Below are 15996 nucleotides of genomic sequence, written 5' to 3' on the forward strand. Positions count from 1 at the left end.
GACCGACAACCCGCGTGCCCGTCCACAGGTCGTCCTGCCGGGCCGGACCACCCGTCGGCGGTGGGCCGAGCGCCCGGACGGCACCGCGCCTCCCGTCCGTCTGGTCGACGGGCGGGAGGCGCGGTGTGTGACGCTGGTGCGGACTCAGCCGCGGGTGCGGCGACGGAGCTTGCCGGCGAGGCGGGAGAACCCCAGCAGCAGGAACCCGAGGGCCACCAGGCCCGCCGCGGTGCCGGCGATCGGGACGACGTCCGCGCCGGTCCAGGCGAGGGCACCGGTGCCGTTGCCGTTGCCGGAGCCACCGATCCCGGCGCCGGAGCCGTTCCCGGAGCCACCGCCGATGCCGGAGCCGTTCCCGGAGCCGTTCCCGGTCCCGGTCCCGGAGCCGCCGCCGGTCCCCGGCGTCCCGGGCAGACCGGGCGCACCCGGCGTTCCGGGGGCCCCGGGCGTCCCAGGCGTCCCCGGGGTGCCGGGCGTGCCGGGCGTGCCCGGCTCCTCCGGGTCCACCGCGTCGTCCATCACCATGACGCGGAGCATCTGCGCCTGCGAGGTGAACCCGCCGACCGACTGGGTGACGCGCAGCATGTGACCGCCGACCGGCAGCCCCACCATGACCCACCACTCGCCGTCCTCGTCGGCCGTCGTGGCGACCGCATCACGGCCCATCGGCTGCACGGTGACGGTGGCGCCGGGCTCGGCGGTGCCCGTGACCATCAGGTCGTGGTCACCGTCCTCGTCGGCCATGTACTGCGAACCCGGTGTCGGCGAGGTGACCGCGAGCGGCTCCAGGGTGTCGACCACGATCGGCACCTGCGGCGCTGCCGAGGTCGTGCCGTTCACCGACTGCGTGGCGCTGATCGTCCACTCCCCCTCGGGGACGCTCTCGAACACGACGCTCCACGCCCCCTCGTCGTCGGCGGTGGTGGTGCGGACCTGCCCGGTGGACAGGGTCACCGTCACCGCGGCGCCGGGGGTGGCCTGACCGGTCACCGTGAACGAGCCGGTGTCACCGAAGCCGTCCGCCTGGATCAGCTGCCCGGGGTCGGGGCTCGTGATGACGATGCCCGTCTCCTGCGCGGCCACGACCGTGAGGTCGGCGGTCACCGGGTCGGAGGTCCGACCGCCGACCGTCTGTGTCACCGACACCGTGTGGTCCCCGAGGGGGACGCCACCGATCGTGACCGTCCACGAACCGTCGTCGCCGGCGGTCGTCGTGGCGGTCCGGCCGTCGACGTCGACCGTGACGGTCGCGCCGGGCTCGGCGGTGCCGCTCACCGGGACCGACGTCGTCGACCCCGTGCTCGGGAACGCCTGGCCGTCGGTCGGGCTCGAGATGACGACCGGCGTCGCGGCCGTCACGGTGAAGCCGACCTGCGGAGCGTCGGTGGTGGCACCGTCGACCGTCTGGCTGGCGGCGACCGTGTGGGATCCCTCGGCGACGTCCCGCACCGTCACGGACCACGTACCGTCGTCGTCCGCGGTCGTGGTGACCGCGGTGCCGTCGTCGATGCGGACCGAGACGGCGGCGTTCGGTGCGGAGGTTCCGGTCACGCGCACGTCGGTCGAACCGCCGAGCACCCGGTGGTCGGTGCCGTCGGCCGGGCTGGTCACGACGATCGCGTCCGCGGCGGCGACCACGACGGTCACGTCGCGCTCGATCGCATCGGACGTCGTGCCGTTCACGACCTGGGTGACGACGAGCGTGTGGTCCCCCGCCGGCACGTCGGCCAGCGTGGTCTCCCACCGTCCGTCGGTGCCGACACGGACCACGACCGGGTCGGCGTCGTCGAGGACGACGCGGACCGACGCGCCGGGCTGGCCCTCGCCGCCGACCGGGACGGTCGCGGTGGGGTCGGTGCTCGGCACGGTGAACGTGGTGTCGTCGGCCGGTGCGGTGACCGTCAGCGCGGCACCGGGTGCCACGGTGAAGGTGCTGCGCACCGCCGCGGACGTCGAGCCGTCGACCGTCTGGGTCGCCCGGATCGTGTGCTCGCCGACGGTGGTGTCCGGCAGGTCGACGCTCCAGGTACCGGCGTCGGTCGCGGTCACGGTCCGGGCGTCGCCGCCGTCGATCGTGACACGGACCTCGGCACCGGGCTCGGCAGCCCCCGCGGCGGTGAGGGTCGCGACGGAGTCACGCTGGGCGACCCGGATCGTGGTGCCGTGCGCCGGGGTGGCGATCGTGATCGGGTCGGCGACGAGGACGCGGACGTCCACCGTCACCGGCGCGGACTCGGTGCCGTCGATGCGCTGCGTGACGCTCACGGTCGTCGTGCCGGCCGGCACACCGGGGACCGAGACGCTCCACGCGCCGTCGTCGTCCGCGGTGGTCGACTCGGTGCGGCCGTCGCCCAGGTCGACCACGATGGTCGCGCCCGGCTCGGCGGTGCCGGCGACGTCGACCGTCGTCGTGCCGTCCCCGTCGGCGACCGTGTACTCCTGGTCGGCCGTCGGCTCGGTGATGACGACGGGCGCGCCCGCCTCGATCTCGAAGGTCGTCTCGACCGGCGTGGTCGAGGTCGAGCCGTCCACGGTCTGCGTCACCTCGACGGTGTGCTCGCCGACACCGAGGTCCGGCACGTCGACGCTCCACGAGCCGTCGTCACCGGCGGTGACCTCGACGGGGTCGCGGTCGTCGACGGTGACCGTCACCGTGGCGCCGGGCTGGGCGTCACCGGCGACCGTCACGGTCGTCGTCGCGTCGCCGTCGGCCACCGTGATCGGGTCGTCGCCGGGCTCACGGATGGTGAGGTCCGCGGCGGCGACCACGGACACCGGTCGTTCGACCGCCGCGCTCGTGGTGCCGTTCAGGGCCTGCGTGACCGAGGCCGTGAACGAACCGGTCGGCACGTCCTCGACCGTGGTCGCCCAGCGGCCGTCCTCGTCCACGGTCGCCGTGGCGGTCCCGCCGTCGCCGAGGTCGACCGTGACGGTCGCGCCCGGCTCACCGGTGCCCGCGAAGTCGACCCCGGTGGTGGTGGCGTCGTCCGCCACCGTGACGGTGGTGGCACCGCGCGGGGTGGACACGACGAGCGGGGCTCCGGCACGGACCGACACCGCCGCCGTCACCGGCGTCGAGGTCTGCCCGCCGACGACCTGCGTCGCGGTGACGCGGTGGTCACCGACCGGGACGTCCTGGAAGGTGGTCTCCCACCGGCCGTCCTCGTCCGCGGTCACCGTCTCGGTCTCGCCGGTCGAGATCCGGACCGTCACCTCGGCGTCGGGCTGCGCCCGACCGGTCACCTCGACGTCGGCGGTGCCGGACGTGTCGGCGACCGTCAGGACGTCGCCGTCCTCCGGGGTCACGATGGCGAGCGCGGTCCCGGCCCGCACCGTGACGGTCTGGTCCGGACTGGAGGCGGTGGTCCCGCCGACCGTCTGGCTGGCGGTGAGCGTCGGGGTGCCGACACCGACCCCGCCGAACGTGACCGTCCAGTCGCCGTCCGCGTCCGCGGTGGTGGTCGCCTCGTCGTCGCCGAGTCGCACCGTCACCGGCGCGCCCGGCTCCGCCGAACCCGTGACCACGACGTCGCGCGTCGCGTCGGCGTCCGGCACGAGGAGGACCGCGTCGGTCCCCGGTGCGGTGATCGTGACGGCGTCGGCGGCCTCGATCGTCACCGTGCGCTCGACCGGGTCGGAGGTGCGCGGGTCGGAGACGGCGCCGGCCAGGGTCTGGGTGACCGCGACCTGGTGCTCGTCGACGCCGAGGTCGGGGAACGTGACCGACCACGTGCCGTCGGCACCGACCGTCGTCTCCTGGTCCTCGGAGCCGGCGAGGGTCGCCGTGACCGCGGCGCCGGGCTGGCCGGTGCCGGTGACCGTGACGTCGCGCTCGACGTCCGGACCGGCGACCGTGATCGGGTCCGTGGCCGGACCGGTGATCGTCAGCGCGTTGGCCGTGACGACCTCGAAGGTGATCGGGACGGCGCTCGTCACGACGTCCTCGACCTCCTGGCTCGCGGACGCCGTGTACACGCCGGTCGGGGCGAGACCGGTGGCGGCGACCGCCCAGCGTCCGTCGTCGTCAGCCGTGGTGGTGAACCGGGTGCCGGGGCCGACCGAGACGGTCACCGCGGCGCCGGGCTCGGCCGTGCCGGTGATCCGGACGGTCGCGGTGGCATCGGCGTCGACCACGACGAAGCGTGCGCCGCTCGCCGGGGTGTCGATGACGATGGCGTTGCCGGGGACCACGGTGAAGTCACGCGTGACCACGGGGCCGTCGGTGCCGTTCACGGTCTGCACGGCCTCGACGGTGTGCTCGCCGATGCCGAGCTGCGTGGTCGGGAGCTCCCAGTTGCCGGCCGTGTCCGTGACGACCTCGACGGGGTCGCCCTCGTCGATCGTGACGGCGACGGTCGCTCCGGGCTCCGCGGTGCCGCGGACGACCACGTTGGCCTGCCCACCGGTGCCGGCGGGGACCTGCTGGGCGTCACCCGGTGCCACGATGACGAGCTCGTCGCCGGCCTCGACCGCGAAGTCACGGTCGACCGGTGCCGAGGTCGCACCGTCGACGGTCTGCGTGACCGTCGCGGTGTGGTCGCCGGTGCCGACGTCCGACAGGACCACCGACCAGGCCCCCTGCGGGTTCGCGGTGGTGGACACCGCGTCGCCGTCGTCCAGGACGACCTCGATGCGGGCGCCGGGCTGCGCGGTGCCCCGCACGGTGACGTCGACGACGGAGTCGTCGGTGGCGACCGTGACGGTGGCGTCCTGCGCCGGAGCGGTGACGGCGAGCGGAGCGCCCGCCTGCACCGTGACGACCTGGCGGACGGCCGGCGAGGTGGTCCCGCCGACGGTCTGCGTCGCCGAGATCGTGTACCGACCGACCGGGACGTCGGTGACGGTCAGCGTCCAGGTGCCGTCGTCGTCGGCCGTCGTGGTGGCGGTCAGTCCGTCGCCGAGCGAGACCCGCACCTCGGCGCCGGCCTCGGCCGTGCCGGCCAGGTCGAGGTCGGTGGTGGTGTCGGCGTCGAGGACCGTGACCACGTCGCCGTCCGCGGGCGCGGTGATCGCGAGCGGGTCGCCCGCCTCGACGGTGAAGGTGGTCTCCACCGGGCCGGACGTGGTGCCGTCGACGCTCTGACGCGCCGTGACGGTGCGCTCCCCGACCGGGACGTCGGCGAAGGTCGTCGTCCAGGCGCCGTCCTCGTCCGCGGTGACCGCGGCGGTGAAGGAACCACCGATGCCGACGGTGACCCGGGCGTTCGGAGCGGCCGAGCCGGACACCGTCACCGGGGTGGTCGAGCTGTCGTCGGCGACGGTGATGGTGCTGCCGTCGGCCGGCTCGTCGATGGTGAGCGCGGGGGCCGCCGTCACGGTGAAGTCCCGGGTGACCGCGGCGCTCGTGGTGCCGCCGACGGTCTGGGTGACCTCGGCCGAGTACTCCCCGGCCGGGACGTCCGTGACGCTCGTCGACCAGGTGCCGTCGGCGTTCGCGCGGGTGGTGGCGGTCAGGCCGTCACCGAGGTCGACGTCGACGCGGGCACCGGCCTGTGCGCTGCCGGAGAACGGGACGGACCGGGTGTCGCCGGCGAGCGGGAAGTCCTGGTCCGCCGTGGGGGTGTCGACGGTCAGGCCGGCTGCGGCCACGACCCGGAAGGACCGGGTCACGGGTGCCGAGGTCGTGTCGCCGACGGTCTGCGTGACGCTCGCCGTCTGCTCGCCGACCGGGACCTCGGGAACGGTGATGCTCCAGGCGCCGGCGTCGTCCGCCGTGCCCGTCGCGGTCACGCCGCCGCCGAGGTCGACGTCGATGCGCGCGTTCGCCGTCGCGGTGCCCGTCAGGGTGACCGGGGCGGTCTCCCCCGTGGTGGTGAAGGTCTGACCGGCCGTGGGGGTGGTGATCGTCAGTGCACGCTGGGCGACGACGGAGAACTCCTGCGTCGCGGTGCCTGCTGCGGTGCCGCCGACCGTCTGGGTCGCGGTCGCGGTGTACGCACCGGTGGGGACGTCCGCGATGGTCGTCGTCCAGGTCCCGTCGGCAGCGACGGTCGCGGTGCCGGTCAGGTCCCCGCCGAGGCTGACGGCCACAGCGTCACCGGGCTCGCCAGCCCCGCTCACGACGACGCTGCGGGTCGAGGTCGCCGACGGCACGGTGAACTGCTGTCCGGCCGTGGGCGCCGTGATGGTCGGAGCCGCGAACGCCGTGGCGCGCACGGTCGAGGTGGCGAGGTCCACGGTGGCGACGTTCGCCCCGGGGAGCACGGAGAGCCGCAGGGCGTGCACGCTCCGCGATCCGGTGTCGTACCCGCGGGGGTCGCGGAAGCCGGTGGTGTCCTGCGCGTTCACGGTGAGGTCGACGACCTGACGGAGCAGCAGCACGACGGGGCTCAGCAGGGTGGAGACGGCCGAGGTCGTCGCCGTGAGCGTCGTGCCGAGGTTCGTCAGGGCCGTGCCCGTCACCAGGGGACGCACGATGGTCTGCAGCGCCGGGATGACGACGGTGTTGACCGCCGGGGCGAGCAGGGTGCCGAGCACGTTCAGCCCCAGGGGGCCACCGGTCGCCGTCACCGTGGCGGTGGCCGGAGACGTGCCGGCGAGGGCGCCGAGCGTGGTGTCCGCGCGGAGGGCCAGTGCGGTGAGCGGGATGCCCGCGAAGTTGACGTTCGCGGTGACGTTCACCCGGACCGCGGTCGAGTTGATCGTGTTGACGACCGCCGTCTGCAGTGCGGTCGGCAGCTGGGTGCCGAGGATCGTCGTGATGCTCCGGTTGATCGAGCTCACCGCCGCCTCGGTCAGCACCGGCGTGTTCGCCGGCTGGCCGTTCAGCGTGGTCAGCTGGTCGAGGTCGACCGTGATCGCGCCCGTCGCCGGTGTGATCGTCACGGCGCCGTCGGTCAGGGGTTCCTGCAGGACCCGGGTCAGGGTGTCGTCGAGGTTCAGGTCCACGGCCGCGGTGACGTTCGTGCCGTTCACGTTCACCAGGCCGAGGCTCGTGCCACGGAGCAGCCGCTGGATGTCGGCGGTCAGGGCGGTCGTGGTGCCGGAGAGGGCGCCGTCCGCGCCGACCGCGGAGTTCACCGTTCCCGAGAAGGTGCGCAGGTCGTTCCGGAGCGCGGTGCTGAGTCCGGCGACCGCGGGGCTCGTCAGGTCCAGCTCCGCACCGGCGATGCGGTAGTCGGTCGTCGTCTCGACCGCGGTGCCGCGCGTCGCCTGGATCCGGGAAGCCAGGGCACCGATCTCCAGCTGCGCGTCCGACAGCACCGTGGCGTCGGCGCCGACGCGCGAGAACAGCGGGTTGAGGTCGAGCGTCGCGGCGCCGGTGCCCGACCCCGTGCCGACCCCGATGCCGCCGTCGTTCGTCAGGAGCCCCGACGACGCGGTCGCGCCCGTGGCCGAGGTCGTGGCGTACTGGCCGTCGACGCCGAGGGTCAGGATGCCGTTCGGCCCGAGCAAGTTGATGTCGTTGCCGAGGTCCACCCCGATGGCGTTGAGCGCCGTCAGGTTGAGCGGCTGGTTCGTGGTGCCGCCGCCCGAGGTCGCACCCCGCGCGGAGTACGCGCCGCCGAGCTGGGCGACCGCATCGGCGTCGACGATGCCGGAGCCGCTGAGCAGCAGCCCCTCGGCCTCGGCGACGTCGTTCTGGGCGGCCGCAGCGGGTTGGATCGCCACGGTGGCGGCGATGAGCGCCGTCACCGTGGCGACGACGCCGCCGCGCAGGAGGAACCGCCGACCGTCCGTCGCTCGTCCTCGAGCTCGGCCGTCGGCGCGGGTGATCCGTCGTGTCCGTTCGTCCGCTGCGGAGGGTACGGGGGTACCGGGCAGCGACGCGTGCCTGCGCATGCGTGTCTCTTTTCCTGGCGGGCGCGCCCGCCACCTGATCCTCGGAATCCACCGCTGGTGAGGCGGCGGAGGCTCCTCCGCTGGTGAGGCGGTGGAGTGTCGGAACCCTGGTTGGGGATTCCTGAGGCAGATCTTTACACATGATCAGGAAGCTGTCCGCAAGCATCGACGAAAAAGGACGCGAGACCTCCCGAACGGGGGGCGGACACCGGGGAGCCGACTCGACCCGGAACGAAGAAGACTCCTCACGCACCCGCCAGAGCCTGGTTACCCTTGCTGCGTTTCCGCCCTGGGGGAGTTGGCCTGGATGGCGTCACGTGAGGAGCCGCCGAGAAGTCTACCGGACGCAACGGGCAGACTCGAACACATGAAGATCGCCATCGCCGGAGGACACGGCCAGATCGCCCTGCTCCTCGCCCGCCAGATCACCGACGCCGGCCACGACGCCGTCGCGATCGTCCGCAACCCCGCGCACGTGGCCGACGTCGAGCAACAGGGGGCGCGTGCGATCGTCGCCGACCTGGAGCAGCTCGGCGACGACGACCTCGCGCTCCGCCTGCGCGGTGTCGATGCCGTGGTCTTCGCCGCCGGTGCCGGGCCGAACAGCGGCGCCGAACGGAAGCTCACCGTCGACCGTGACGGTGCGATCCTGCTCGCCGACGCCGCCGAGCGTGCCGGCATCGAGCGCTACGTGATGATCTCCGCGATGGCGGCCGACACCTACGACCCCGAGCTCGCCGTCGTGCCAGCGCAGGACGACGCCGCGGTGTTCCAGGTCTACCTGCGGGCGAAGGCCGAGGCGGACGCGAACCTGCGGGCCCGACGCCTCCGCTGGACGATCGTGCGCCCCGGCGGCCTGCTCGACACGCCGCCGCAGGGCACCGTGCACGTCGGCCGGACGGTCCCGCGCGGCTCGATCCCCCGGGCGGACGTCGCGACCGTCGTCCTGCACGCCCTGCTCGACGACGCCGCGGTCGGCGTGCAGTTCGAGGTCACCAGCGGCGACACCCCGATCCCGGCGGCGCTGAACGCGCTCACCTGACCGGACCGGTCCGCGCGGCGCGCACCGTGCGCGCTTCGTCACCCCGTGCGGGCTCCTCGCCGAAGGTGCCGGGCCGCGCACCGTGCGCACCTGCGCACCCCGTGCGGCCTTCCACGCCCCGTGCCGCGTCACAAGCGCGCACCCACCGACGAATGCTGCACCGTGCACCGGACGTGACCCACGGACGGACGGGAGGCATGGAGCCAGCCCGCCCCGCGCCTCCCGTCCGCACCGTGCGCACCTGCTCACCCCGTGCGCACTTCCACGCCCCGTGCCGCGCCACAAGCGCGCACCCACCGACGAATGCTGCACCGTGCACCGGACGTGACCCACGGACGGACGGGAGGCACAGCGCCAGCCCGCCCCGCGCCTCCCGTCCGCACCGTGCGCACCTGCTCACCCCGTGCGGACTTCCGCGCCCCGTGCCGCGCTGCAAGCGCGCACCCACCAGGCAACCCCGCACCAGCCCACGAACACCGCACCGTGCCGCCGCAACGCCCCGACGCCGCGCCGCGCCACGGCGTCACGCGTCAGAGCGCGACCGCAGCCGACTGCCGGGCGATCTCGAGCTCCTCGTTCGTCGGGATCACAAGCACCGCGACCCGTGAGCCGTCGGTGGAGATGCGGCGGGCGTCCCGCGACGCCAGCTCGTTGCGGTCCGGATCGATCTCGATCCCCAGGTGCTCGAGCCCCGCGAGCACGCGTCGCCGCAGCAGCGCGTTGTTCTCGCCGACCCCCGCGGTGAACACGACCGCGTCGAGCCCACCGAGCTGCGCCGTGTAGGCGCCCACGTAGCGACGGATGCGGTGGCGGTACACGGCGAGCGCCGCCTCCGCCTGCTCGTCGCCCTTGGTGGCGGCGTCCTGCACGTCGCGCATGTCACCGTTGCCGGTCAGGCCGAGCAGGCCGGACCGCTTGTTGAGCATGGTGTCGAGCTCGTCGAAGGTCATCCCGGCCTCGCGGTGCAGGTGGATGAGCACCGCGGGGTCGAGGTCGCCGGAGCGGGTGCCCATGACGAGCCCCTCGAGCGGGGTGAGCCCCATCGAGGTCTCGATGGACTTCCCGCCGTCGATCGCCGCGACCGAGGCACCGTTGCCCAGGTGCAGCACGATCGTCTTGAGCTCGGCGAGTGGCCGGTCGAGGAACTCCGCGGCCTGCTCGGAGACGTACTTGTGGCTGGTGCCGTGCATGCCGTAGCGGCGGATCCCGTACTCGGCGGCCAGGTCGGCGGGGATCGCGTACGTGTACGCGTGCGGCGGCATTGTCTGGTGGAACGCGGTGTCGAACACGGCGACGTGGGGTACGTCCGAGAAGACCTGCTTCGCGGCGCGGATCCCCTCGAGGTTCGCGGGGTTGTGCAGCGGTGCGAGGCTGTTGAGGTCCTCGATCTGCTGCTCGACCTGGTCCGTGACGACCGTCGCGCGGTCGAAGGTGGTGCCGCCGTGCACGACGCGGTGGCCGACGACGGCGGGCGGGTGCTCGTCGAACGACGGGCCGACCTTCGCGAACGCGTCGATCATCGCCTGGAACCCCGCTGCGTGGTCGGGCACCGACGCGGCGTCGTTCGACGAGGACTCCCCCGTCAGCGCGTTGGTGTGCTTCCAGGCCCCGGCGGATTCGCCGATGCGCTCGACGAGTCCGGAGGCGAGCGTGCGCTCGTCCTCGAGTTCGATGAGCTGGTACTTGAACGAACTCGAGCCGGAGTTGACGACGAGGGCTGCGGTCACGGGGTGGTCACTTTCTGTCGGGCCTGGAGGCGCGGTGCGGGTCGGGCGGTCAGGCCGCGTCGGTCGCGGTGCCGGCCTGGATCGCGGTGATCGCGACGGTGTTCACGATGTCGCCCACCAGGGCGCCGCGCGACAGGTCGTTGATCGGCTTGCGCAGGCCCTGCAGGACCGGGCCGATCGCCACGGCGCCGGCCGAGCGCTGCACGGCCTTGTACGTGTTGTTGCCGGTGTTGAGGTCCGGGAAGATGAACACCGTTGCGCGACCCGCGACCGGGGAGTCCGGCATCTTGGTCGACGCGACCGTGGGGTCGGCTGCGGCGTCGTACTGGATCGGGCCCTCGACGAGCAGGTCGGGCCGGCGTTCCCGCACGAACGCGGTGCCGGCGCGCACCTTGTCGACGTCGGCGCCGGAGCCGCTGTCGCCGGTGGAGTAGCTGAGCATCGCGACGCGGGGGTCGATGCCGAACTGGGTCGCGGTCTCGGCGGACGAGATCGCGATGTCGGCGAGCTGCTCGCTCGTCGGGTCCGGGATCACCGCGCAGTCGCCGTAGACGAGCACGCGGTCGGCGAGCGCCATCAGGAACACGCTCGACACGATCGAGGTGTCCGGACGGGTCTTGATGATCTCGAACGACGGCCGGATGGTGTGCGCCGTGGTGTGCTTCGCGCCGGAGACCATGCCGTCGGCGAGCCCGAGCTGCACCATCATCGTGCCGAAGTACGAGACGTCGGTGACGGTGTCACGGGCGAGCTCGATGGACATCCCCTTGTGGGCGCGGAGCCGGGTGTACTCCTCGGCGAAGCGCTCACGCAGCTCGGGGTCGAACGGCGAGACGAGCTGCGCGGCCTCGAGGTCGAGGCCGAGCTCGGTCGCCCGCGTGCGGATCGCGGCGGGGTCGCCGAGGATCGTGAGCTCGCAGACCTGACGCTGCAGCAGGGTGGAGGCTGCACGGAGGATGCGGTCGTCCTCGCCCTCGGGCAGGACGATGCGCTTGCCGTAGCTGCGCGCCCGGTCGAGCAGGCCGTGCTCGAACATGAGCGGGGTGACGACCCCGGACGGGGCGAGCTGCAGGCGGTCGCGCAGGGCCTCGGCGTCGACGTGCTGCTCGAACAGGGCGAGCGCGAGGTCGGCCTTCCGGGGTGAGTCGGCGGCCAGGCGGCCACGGGTCTGGGTGATCCGGAGGGCGGTGTCGTACGTGCCGAGGTCGTTCTGCGCGATCGGCAGCGAGCTCGACAGGCCCTCGAGCAGCCGCGACACCGGCGGGGCGATCTCGAACCCGCCGTTCAGGATGACGCCGGCCAGGCTCGGGAACGTCTCGGACTGGTTGGCGAGCAGCGTGGCGATGAGGACGTCGCTCCGGTCACCGGGGACGACGACGATGCCGCCCTCGATCAACCGGGGCAGCACGTTCTCCATGCTCATGCCCGCGACGACGGTGCCGAGGGCCTCGCGGTCGAGCAGGGCGTCGTCACCGCGGACCAGCGTGGCGCCGGTGGCCTGCAGCAGGGCGCGGACGGTCGGGGCGACGAGCACGCGGTCCTCGGGGATCGCCCACACCGGCACGTCCGGGTGGTCGTCGTGCACGGCCTGCTCGACGCTCGTCACGATGGCGGCGAGGGCGTCCGGGTCGGCACGGTTCACCACGACGCCGAACAGCTGCGCGTGTGCCGCCCGCAGCTCGCTGGTCGTGACGTCCGCCACCTGCGCCATGCCCTCGGGGGTGCGGGCCGCACGTTCGGCGGCGTCGCGGCCACCCAGCACGAGGAGCACCGGAGCGCCGAGGTTCGCGGCGACCTTCGCGTTGAAGGACAGCTCGGTGGGGCTGCCCACGTCGGTGTAGTCGGACCCGAGCACCACGACGGCGTCGCACTGCCGCTCGACCTGGGCGAACCGGGTGACGATGGTGCCGAGCGCCGCCTCGGGGTCGGCGTGCACGTCGTCGTAGGTGACCCCGACCGCGTCGTCGTACGAGATGCCGACGGCCGTGTGCTGCAGCAGCAGCTCGAGCACGTAGTCGGGTTCGACGACCGATCTGGCGACGGGCCGGAACACGCCGACGCGGCCGACGGACCGGGCGAGGGTCTCGAGGACACCGAGGGCGACGGTGCTCTTGCCCGTGTGCCCTTCTGCTGACGTGATGTAGATGCGGGTCGACACGAGGCCCAGGGTAGTCGCCGGACATGTCACGACATCTGGGAGCACCGGCGCCGACGACACGCGGTCGTGAGCACCGCGCAGAACCTGTACCATTGGGTGTCGCCGTCGCGAGACGGTGTCAGGAGAATTCGCCTAGTGGCCTATGGCGCACGCTTGGAAAGCGTGTTGGGTGCAAGCCCTCGGGGGTTCGAATCCCCCATTCTCCGCAGCGAGCAAGCCCGAACCACCACGAAGGACCCGCACCGATCGGTGCGGGTCCTTCGTCGTTCCACGACCGCCCGGTCCCCCACCCTGCGGACGAGCGCGTGCCCTGTTCCCCCTCGGTTGGCCGGGAAACGCTGACCAGGGGTGGAACGGGCTGTCCCCGGTACCCGTCGGTCGCCTATGCTGGCCGAGCGAACGGCTCCGGGACGAGCCGACCGCGGTGCATCGAGCGGCAGGGGCGTCGCTCGGAGGGCGTGCTGATCAGCGTGCCCGGAACACCCGAGGGGACGAGGAGACGCGCCATGGGGGACACCACCGTGCCCGCAGTACCCGTGCGGCCCGCCGTCTTCGACACGGTCCTCCGTCCGCGCCGGTCCCTCGTCCGCTCCACCGCGCTGAGCATCGCCTTCTCGGCCGTACCGCTCGCCGTCGCCCTGGTCTGGGTCTCGTTCCCGTTCCGCACGTGGGCCGTGTTCGCCGGGATCGTCGTCGCGATGGCCGCGGCCGTCGGCATCGTGTTCGTCCGACTGCACACCGCGTTCATCGGGATCGACGACGACGGCCTGACGATCCGCGGGGTCCTCACGGCGCACCGGCGGATCCCCCGCGAGCGCGTGCACAGCCTGGTGCTCGCCACGACCTTCGGCTCGTCGGTGGACCGGACCGTGCGGGAACTGGTCGCCTTCGACCGGACCGGCACCCACCTCTTCCGGCTCCGTGCCGACGTGTGGGGGGACGACGGGCTCGACCGGGTCGTCGACGCGCTCGGCGTACAGGTCGTCGAGGATGCTCGACCGGTCTCCGCCCGCACCTTCGCGAAGCGCTACCCGACGAGCCGCGCCTGGTACGAGCAGCGGTCGGCGTTCCTGCTCGTCGGCGGCCTCGTCGTGCTGGTCGTCGGCGGGCTGCTCGCCGTCGAGTTCGCCGGTCTCAACGCCCGCTGACCCACCGGCGGACCGGTCAGCGGCCACCGCACGGCACCCGTCAGCACGGCACCCGTCGACGCGGCACCGGTCAGCGCCGACGCCGCAGCGTCGAGAAGATCCCGCGCACCACTTCCTTCGCGATGGTCCCGCCCAGCCCGGAGCCGAGCAGGTCCGACAGCGGGTCCCCCGCGGATCGCCGCGTCCCGGACCGCTGCGTCCCGCCCGACCGACCGGAGCCGCCGGACCCACCGGACCCACCGGACCCACCGGACCGACCGGACCGCCGCGCCTCCGACGCTCGCTCGGCCCGCTCGAACTCCCGCTGCTGCCGCTCGTACTCCTGCTGGGCATCCGCCGACGCGTCCGCCGCGGCAGCAGCCGCCGCGTCGGCGGCCGCGTCGGCGGCCGCGGCCGCGTCGGCCGCAGCGGCCGCCGCCTCCATCCGGCGCGCGAGCACCTCGCGCGCCGAGTCCGGGTCGACGCGGGTGCCGTAGGTCGACAGGAGCGGTGAGGCCTGCACCCGTGCGGCCATCTCGTCGGCCGGCATCGGGTCCATCGACCCCTGGGGTGCGCGCAGCCGGGTCCACGCGACGGGGGTCGGCGAGCCCCGCTCGTTCATCACCGTGACGATCGCCTCGCCGGTCGCGAGCGACGTGAGCACCTCGCCCAGGTCGTAGTCGCTCGTCGGGTAGGTCGACACCGTCGCCCGGAGCGCCTTCGCGTCGTCCGGGGTGTGGGCGCGCAGCTGGTGCTGGATGCGCGACCCGAGCTGCGCCAGCACGTCGTTCGGCACGTCCTTCGGGGTCTGCGTCACGAAGAAGACCCCGACGCCCTTCGACCGGATGAGCCGCACGGTCCGCACGATCTGCTCGGTGAAGTCCTTCGACGCCCCGGTGAACAGCAGGTGCGCCTCGTCCAGGAAGAACACCAGCTTCGGCTCGTCCTGGTCGCCGACCTCCGGCAGCTCGTTGAACAGGTCCGCCAGCAACCACATCAGGAACGTCGAGAAGACCTCCGGCCGGTCCTGCACACCGGGCACCTCGAGCAGGCTGACGATCCCCCGCCCGTCCGCCGCCGTCCGCAGGAACACCTGCGTGTCGATCTCGGGCTCGCCGAAGAACTGGTCGGCACCCTGGTCGGCGAAGGTGACGAGCTCCCGCAGGATCACCCCGGCGGTCTGCTTCGACAGGCCCCCGAGCTCGGCGAGCTCCCCCTTGCCCTGCTCGCTCACCAGGAACGTCAGCACGCTCCGCAGGTCGTCGAGGTCCACCAGCGCCAGGCCCTGCTGCGTGGCGTAGTGGAACACCAGACCGAGCGAGGACTCCTGCGTGTCGTTCAGCCCGAGCACCTTCGACAGCAGCAGCGGCCCGAAGCCCGAGACGGTGGCACGGATCGGCACGCCGGTGCCCTGCCCGCCCAGTGAGAACAGCTCGGCCTGGCTCGCAACCCCCTGCCACTGCTGGCCGATGCCCGCGGTGCGGTCGAGCAGCTTGTCGTTCGCCTGCCCCGCGACGGCCAGACCCGACAGGTCTCCCTTGATGTCGGCGGCGAACACCGGCACCCCGTTCGCCGCGATCTGCTCGGCGAGCACCTGCAGCGTGCGGGTCTTGCCGGTGCCGGTCGCCCCGGCCACCAGTCCGTGCCGGTTCAGCATCGCGAGCGGGATCCGGACCTGCACGTCGGGCACCGCTGCGCCGTTGACCAGGGCACCGAGTTCGATCGCGCCGCCGTCGACGGCGTAGCCGTCACGGATGGCCGCGACCGCGTCCGGTCCGAGCGGGCCGGCTTCGGCACGGACGGGAGGCACGGTGCCGGTCGCCGCCGTCGCCACCGGATCCGGGGCGGTCGCGTCGACCGCCGCGGCAGGGGTGGTGGGAGCCGGTGCGGCCGCAGGGGCGGGCTCCGCGTCGGGCGCGAGCCGCGCCTCCAGGCCGGTGGGTGGCGGGGACCCGACGACCGCGGGTTCCGCGTCCGCGGTGAGGACCGCCTGCTCCTCCGCCGCCAGTGCGGCGGCGAGCTCCTCGGCTCGCCGCGCCGCTTCGTCGGCGAGCCGACGTGCCTCGTCGGCGGCCTGTCTCGCTGCCTCGGCAGCCGCCCGTGCCCGCTCCGTCGCGTCGCTCATGGGCACAGCCTAGGGACCGGAGCCCGCGGCGGCCC

Annotated in this window: 6 protein-coding genes, 1 tRNA gene and 1 other RNA gene; 3 read left to right on the top strand and 5 right to left on the bottom strand. The window is 73.4% G+C overall.

Features of this window, described 5'->3' with window-relative positions:
* Positions 1-144: 144 nt before the first annotated feature.
* Both DEJ06_RS18135 and ffs read right to left on the bottom strand, forming a co-directional pair.
* Complete coding sequence (locus DEJ06_RS18135; protein WP_181436752.1) at positions 145-7782, bottom strand: choice-of-anchor G family protein; 7638 nt, start codon at positions 7780-7782, stop codon at positions 145-147.
* A gap of 233 nt (positions 7783-8015) precedes the next feature.
* An RNA gene (gene ffs, locus DEJ06_RS00630) (signal recognition particle sRNA small type) lies at positions 8016-8112 on the bottom strand.
* Between the two features lie 37 nt (positions 8113-8149).
* On the opposite strand from ffs, the gene DEJ06_RS00635 reads away from it, so the two are divergent.
* A complete protein-coding gene (locus DEJ06_RS00635) occupies positions 8150-8824 on the top strand; it encodes an SDR family oxidoreductase (protein ID WP_071405018.1) in 675 nt (224 codons plus the stop codon).
* A 530-nt stretch (positions 8825-9354) separates the two neighbouring features.
* Here DEJ06_RS00635 and DEJ06_RS00640 read toward each other — a convergent pair.
* Both DEJ06_RS00640 and pta read right to left on the bottom strand, forming a co-directional pair.
* Positions 9355-10551 (bottom strand): acetate/propionate family kinase, encoded by a 1197-nt coding sequence (locus DEJ06_RS00640; protein WP_027466390.1) that lies wholly within the window; start codon positions 10549-10551, stop codon positions 9355-9357.
* Between the two features lie 49 nt (positions 10552-10600).
* The gene (pta, locus tag DEJ06_RS00645; RefSeq protein WP_111038073.1) at positions 10601-12709 is read right to left on the bottom strand and encodes a phosphate acetyltransferase; all 2109 of its coding nucleotides are present in this window, start codon (positions 12707-12709) and stop codon (positions 10601-10603) included.
* A gap of 121 nt (positions 12710-12830) precedes the next feature.
* Here pta and DEJ06_RS00650 point away from each other — a divergent pair.
* Both DEJ06_RS00650 and DEJ06_RS00655 read left to right on the top strand, forming a co-directional pair.
* Positions 12831-12915, top strand: a tRNA-Ser gene (locus tag DEJ06_RS00650).
* Between the two features lie 300 nt (positions 12916-13215).
* Positions 13216-13857, top strand: coding sequence for a hypothetical protein (locus DEJ06_RS00655; RefSeq protein ID WP_111038074.1), 642 nt, complete (start codon positions 13216-13218; stop codon positions 13855-13857).
* Positions 13858-13927: 70 nt separating this feature from the next.
* On the opposite strand, the gene DEJ06_RS00660 is transcribed toward DEJ06_RS00655, so the two are convergent.
* Positions 13928-15961, bottom strand: coding sequence for a helicase HerA-like domain-containing protein (locus tag DEJ06_RS00660; protein WP_111038347.1), 2034 nt, complete (start codon positions 15959-15961; stop codon positions 13928-13930).
* Positions 15962-15996 lie beyond the last annotated feature (35 nt).

It is taken from the genome of Curtobacterium sp. MCLR17_051 (assembly GCF_003234395.1).
Lineage (GTDB): Bacteria > Actinomycetota > Actinomycetes > Actinomycetales > Microbacteriaceae > Curtobacterium > Curtobacterium flaccumfaciens.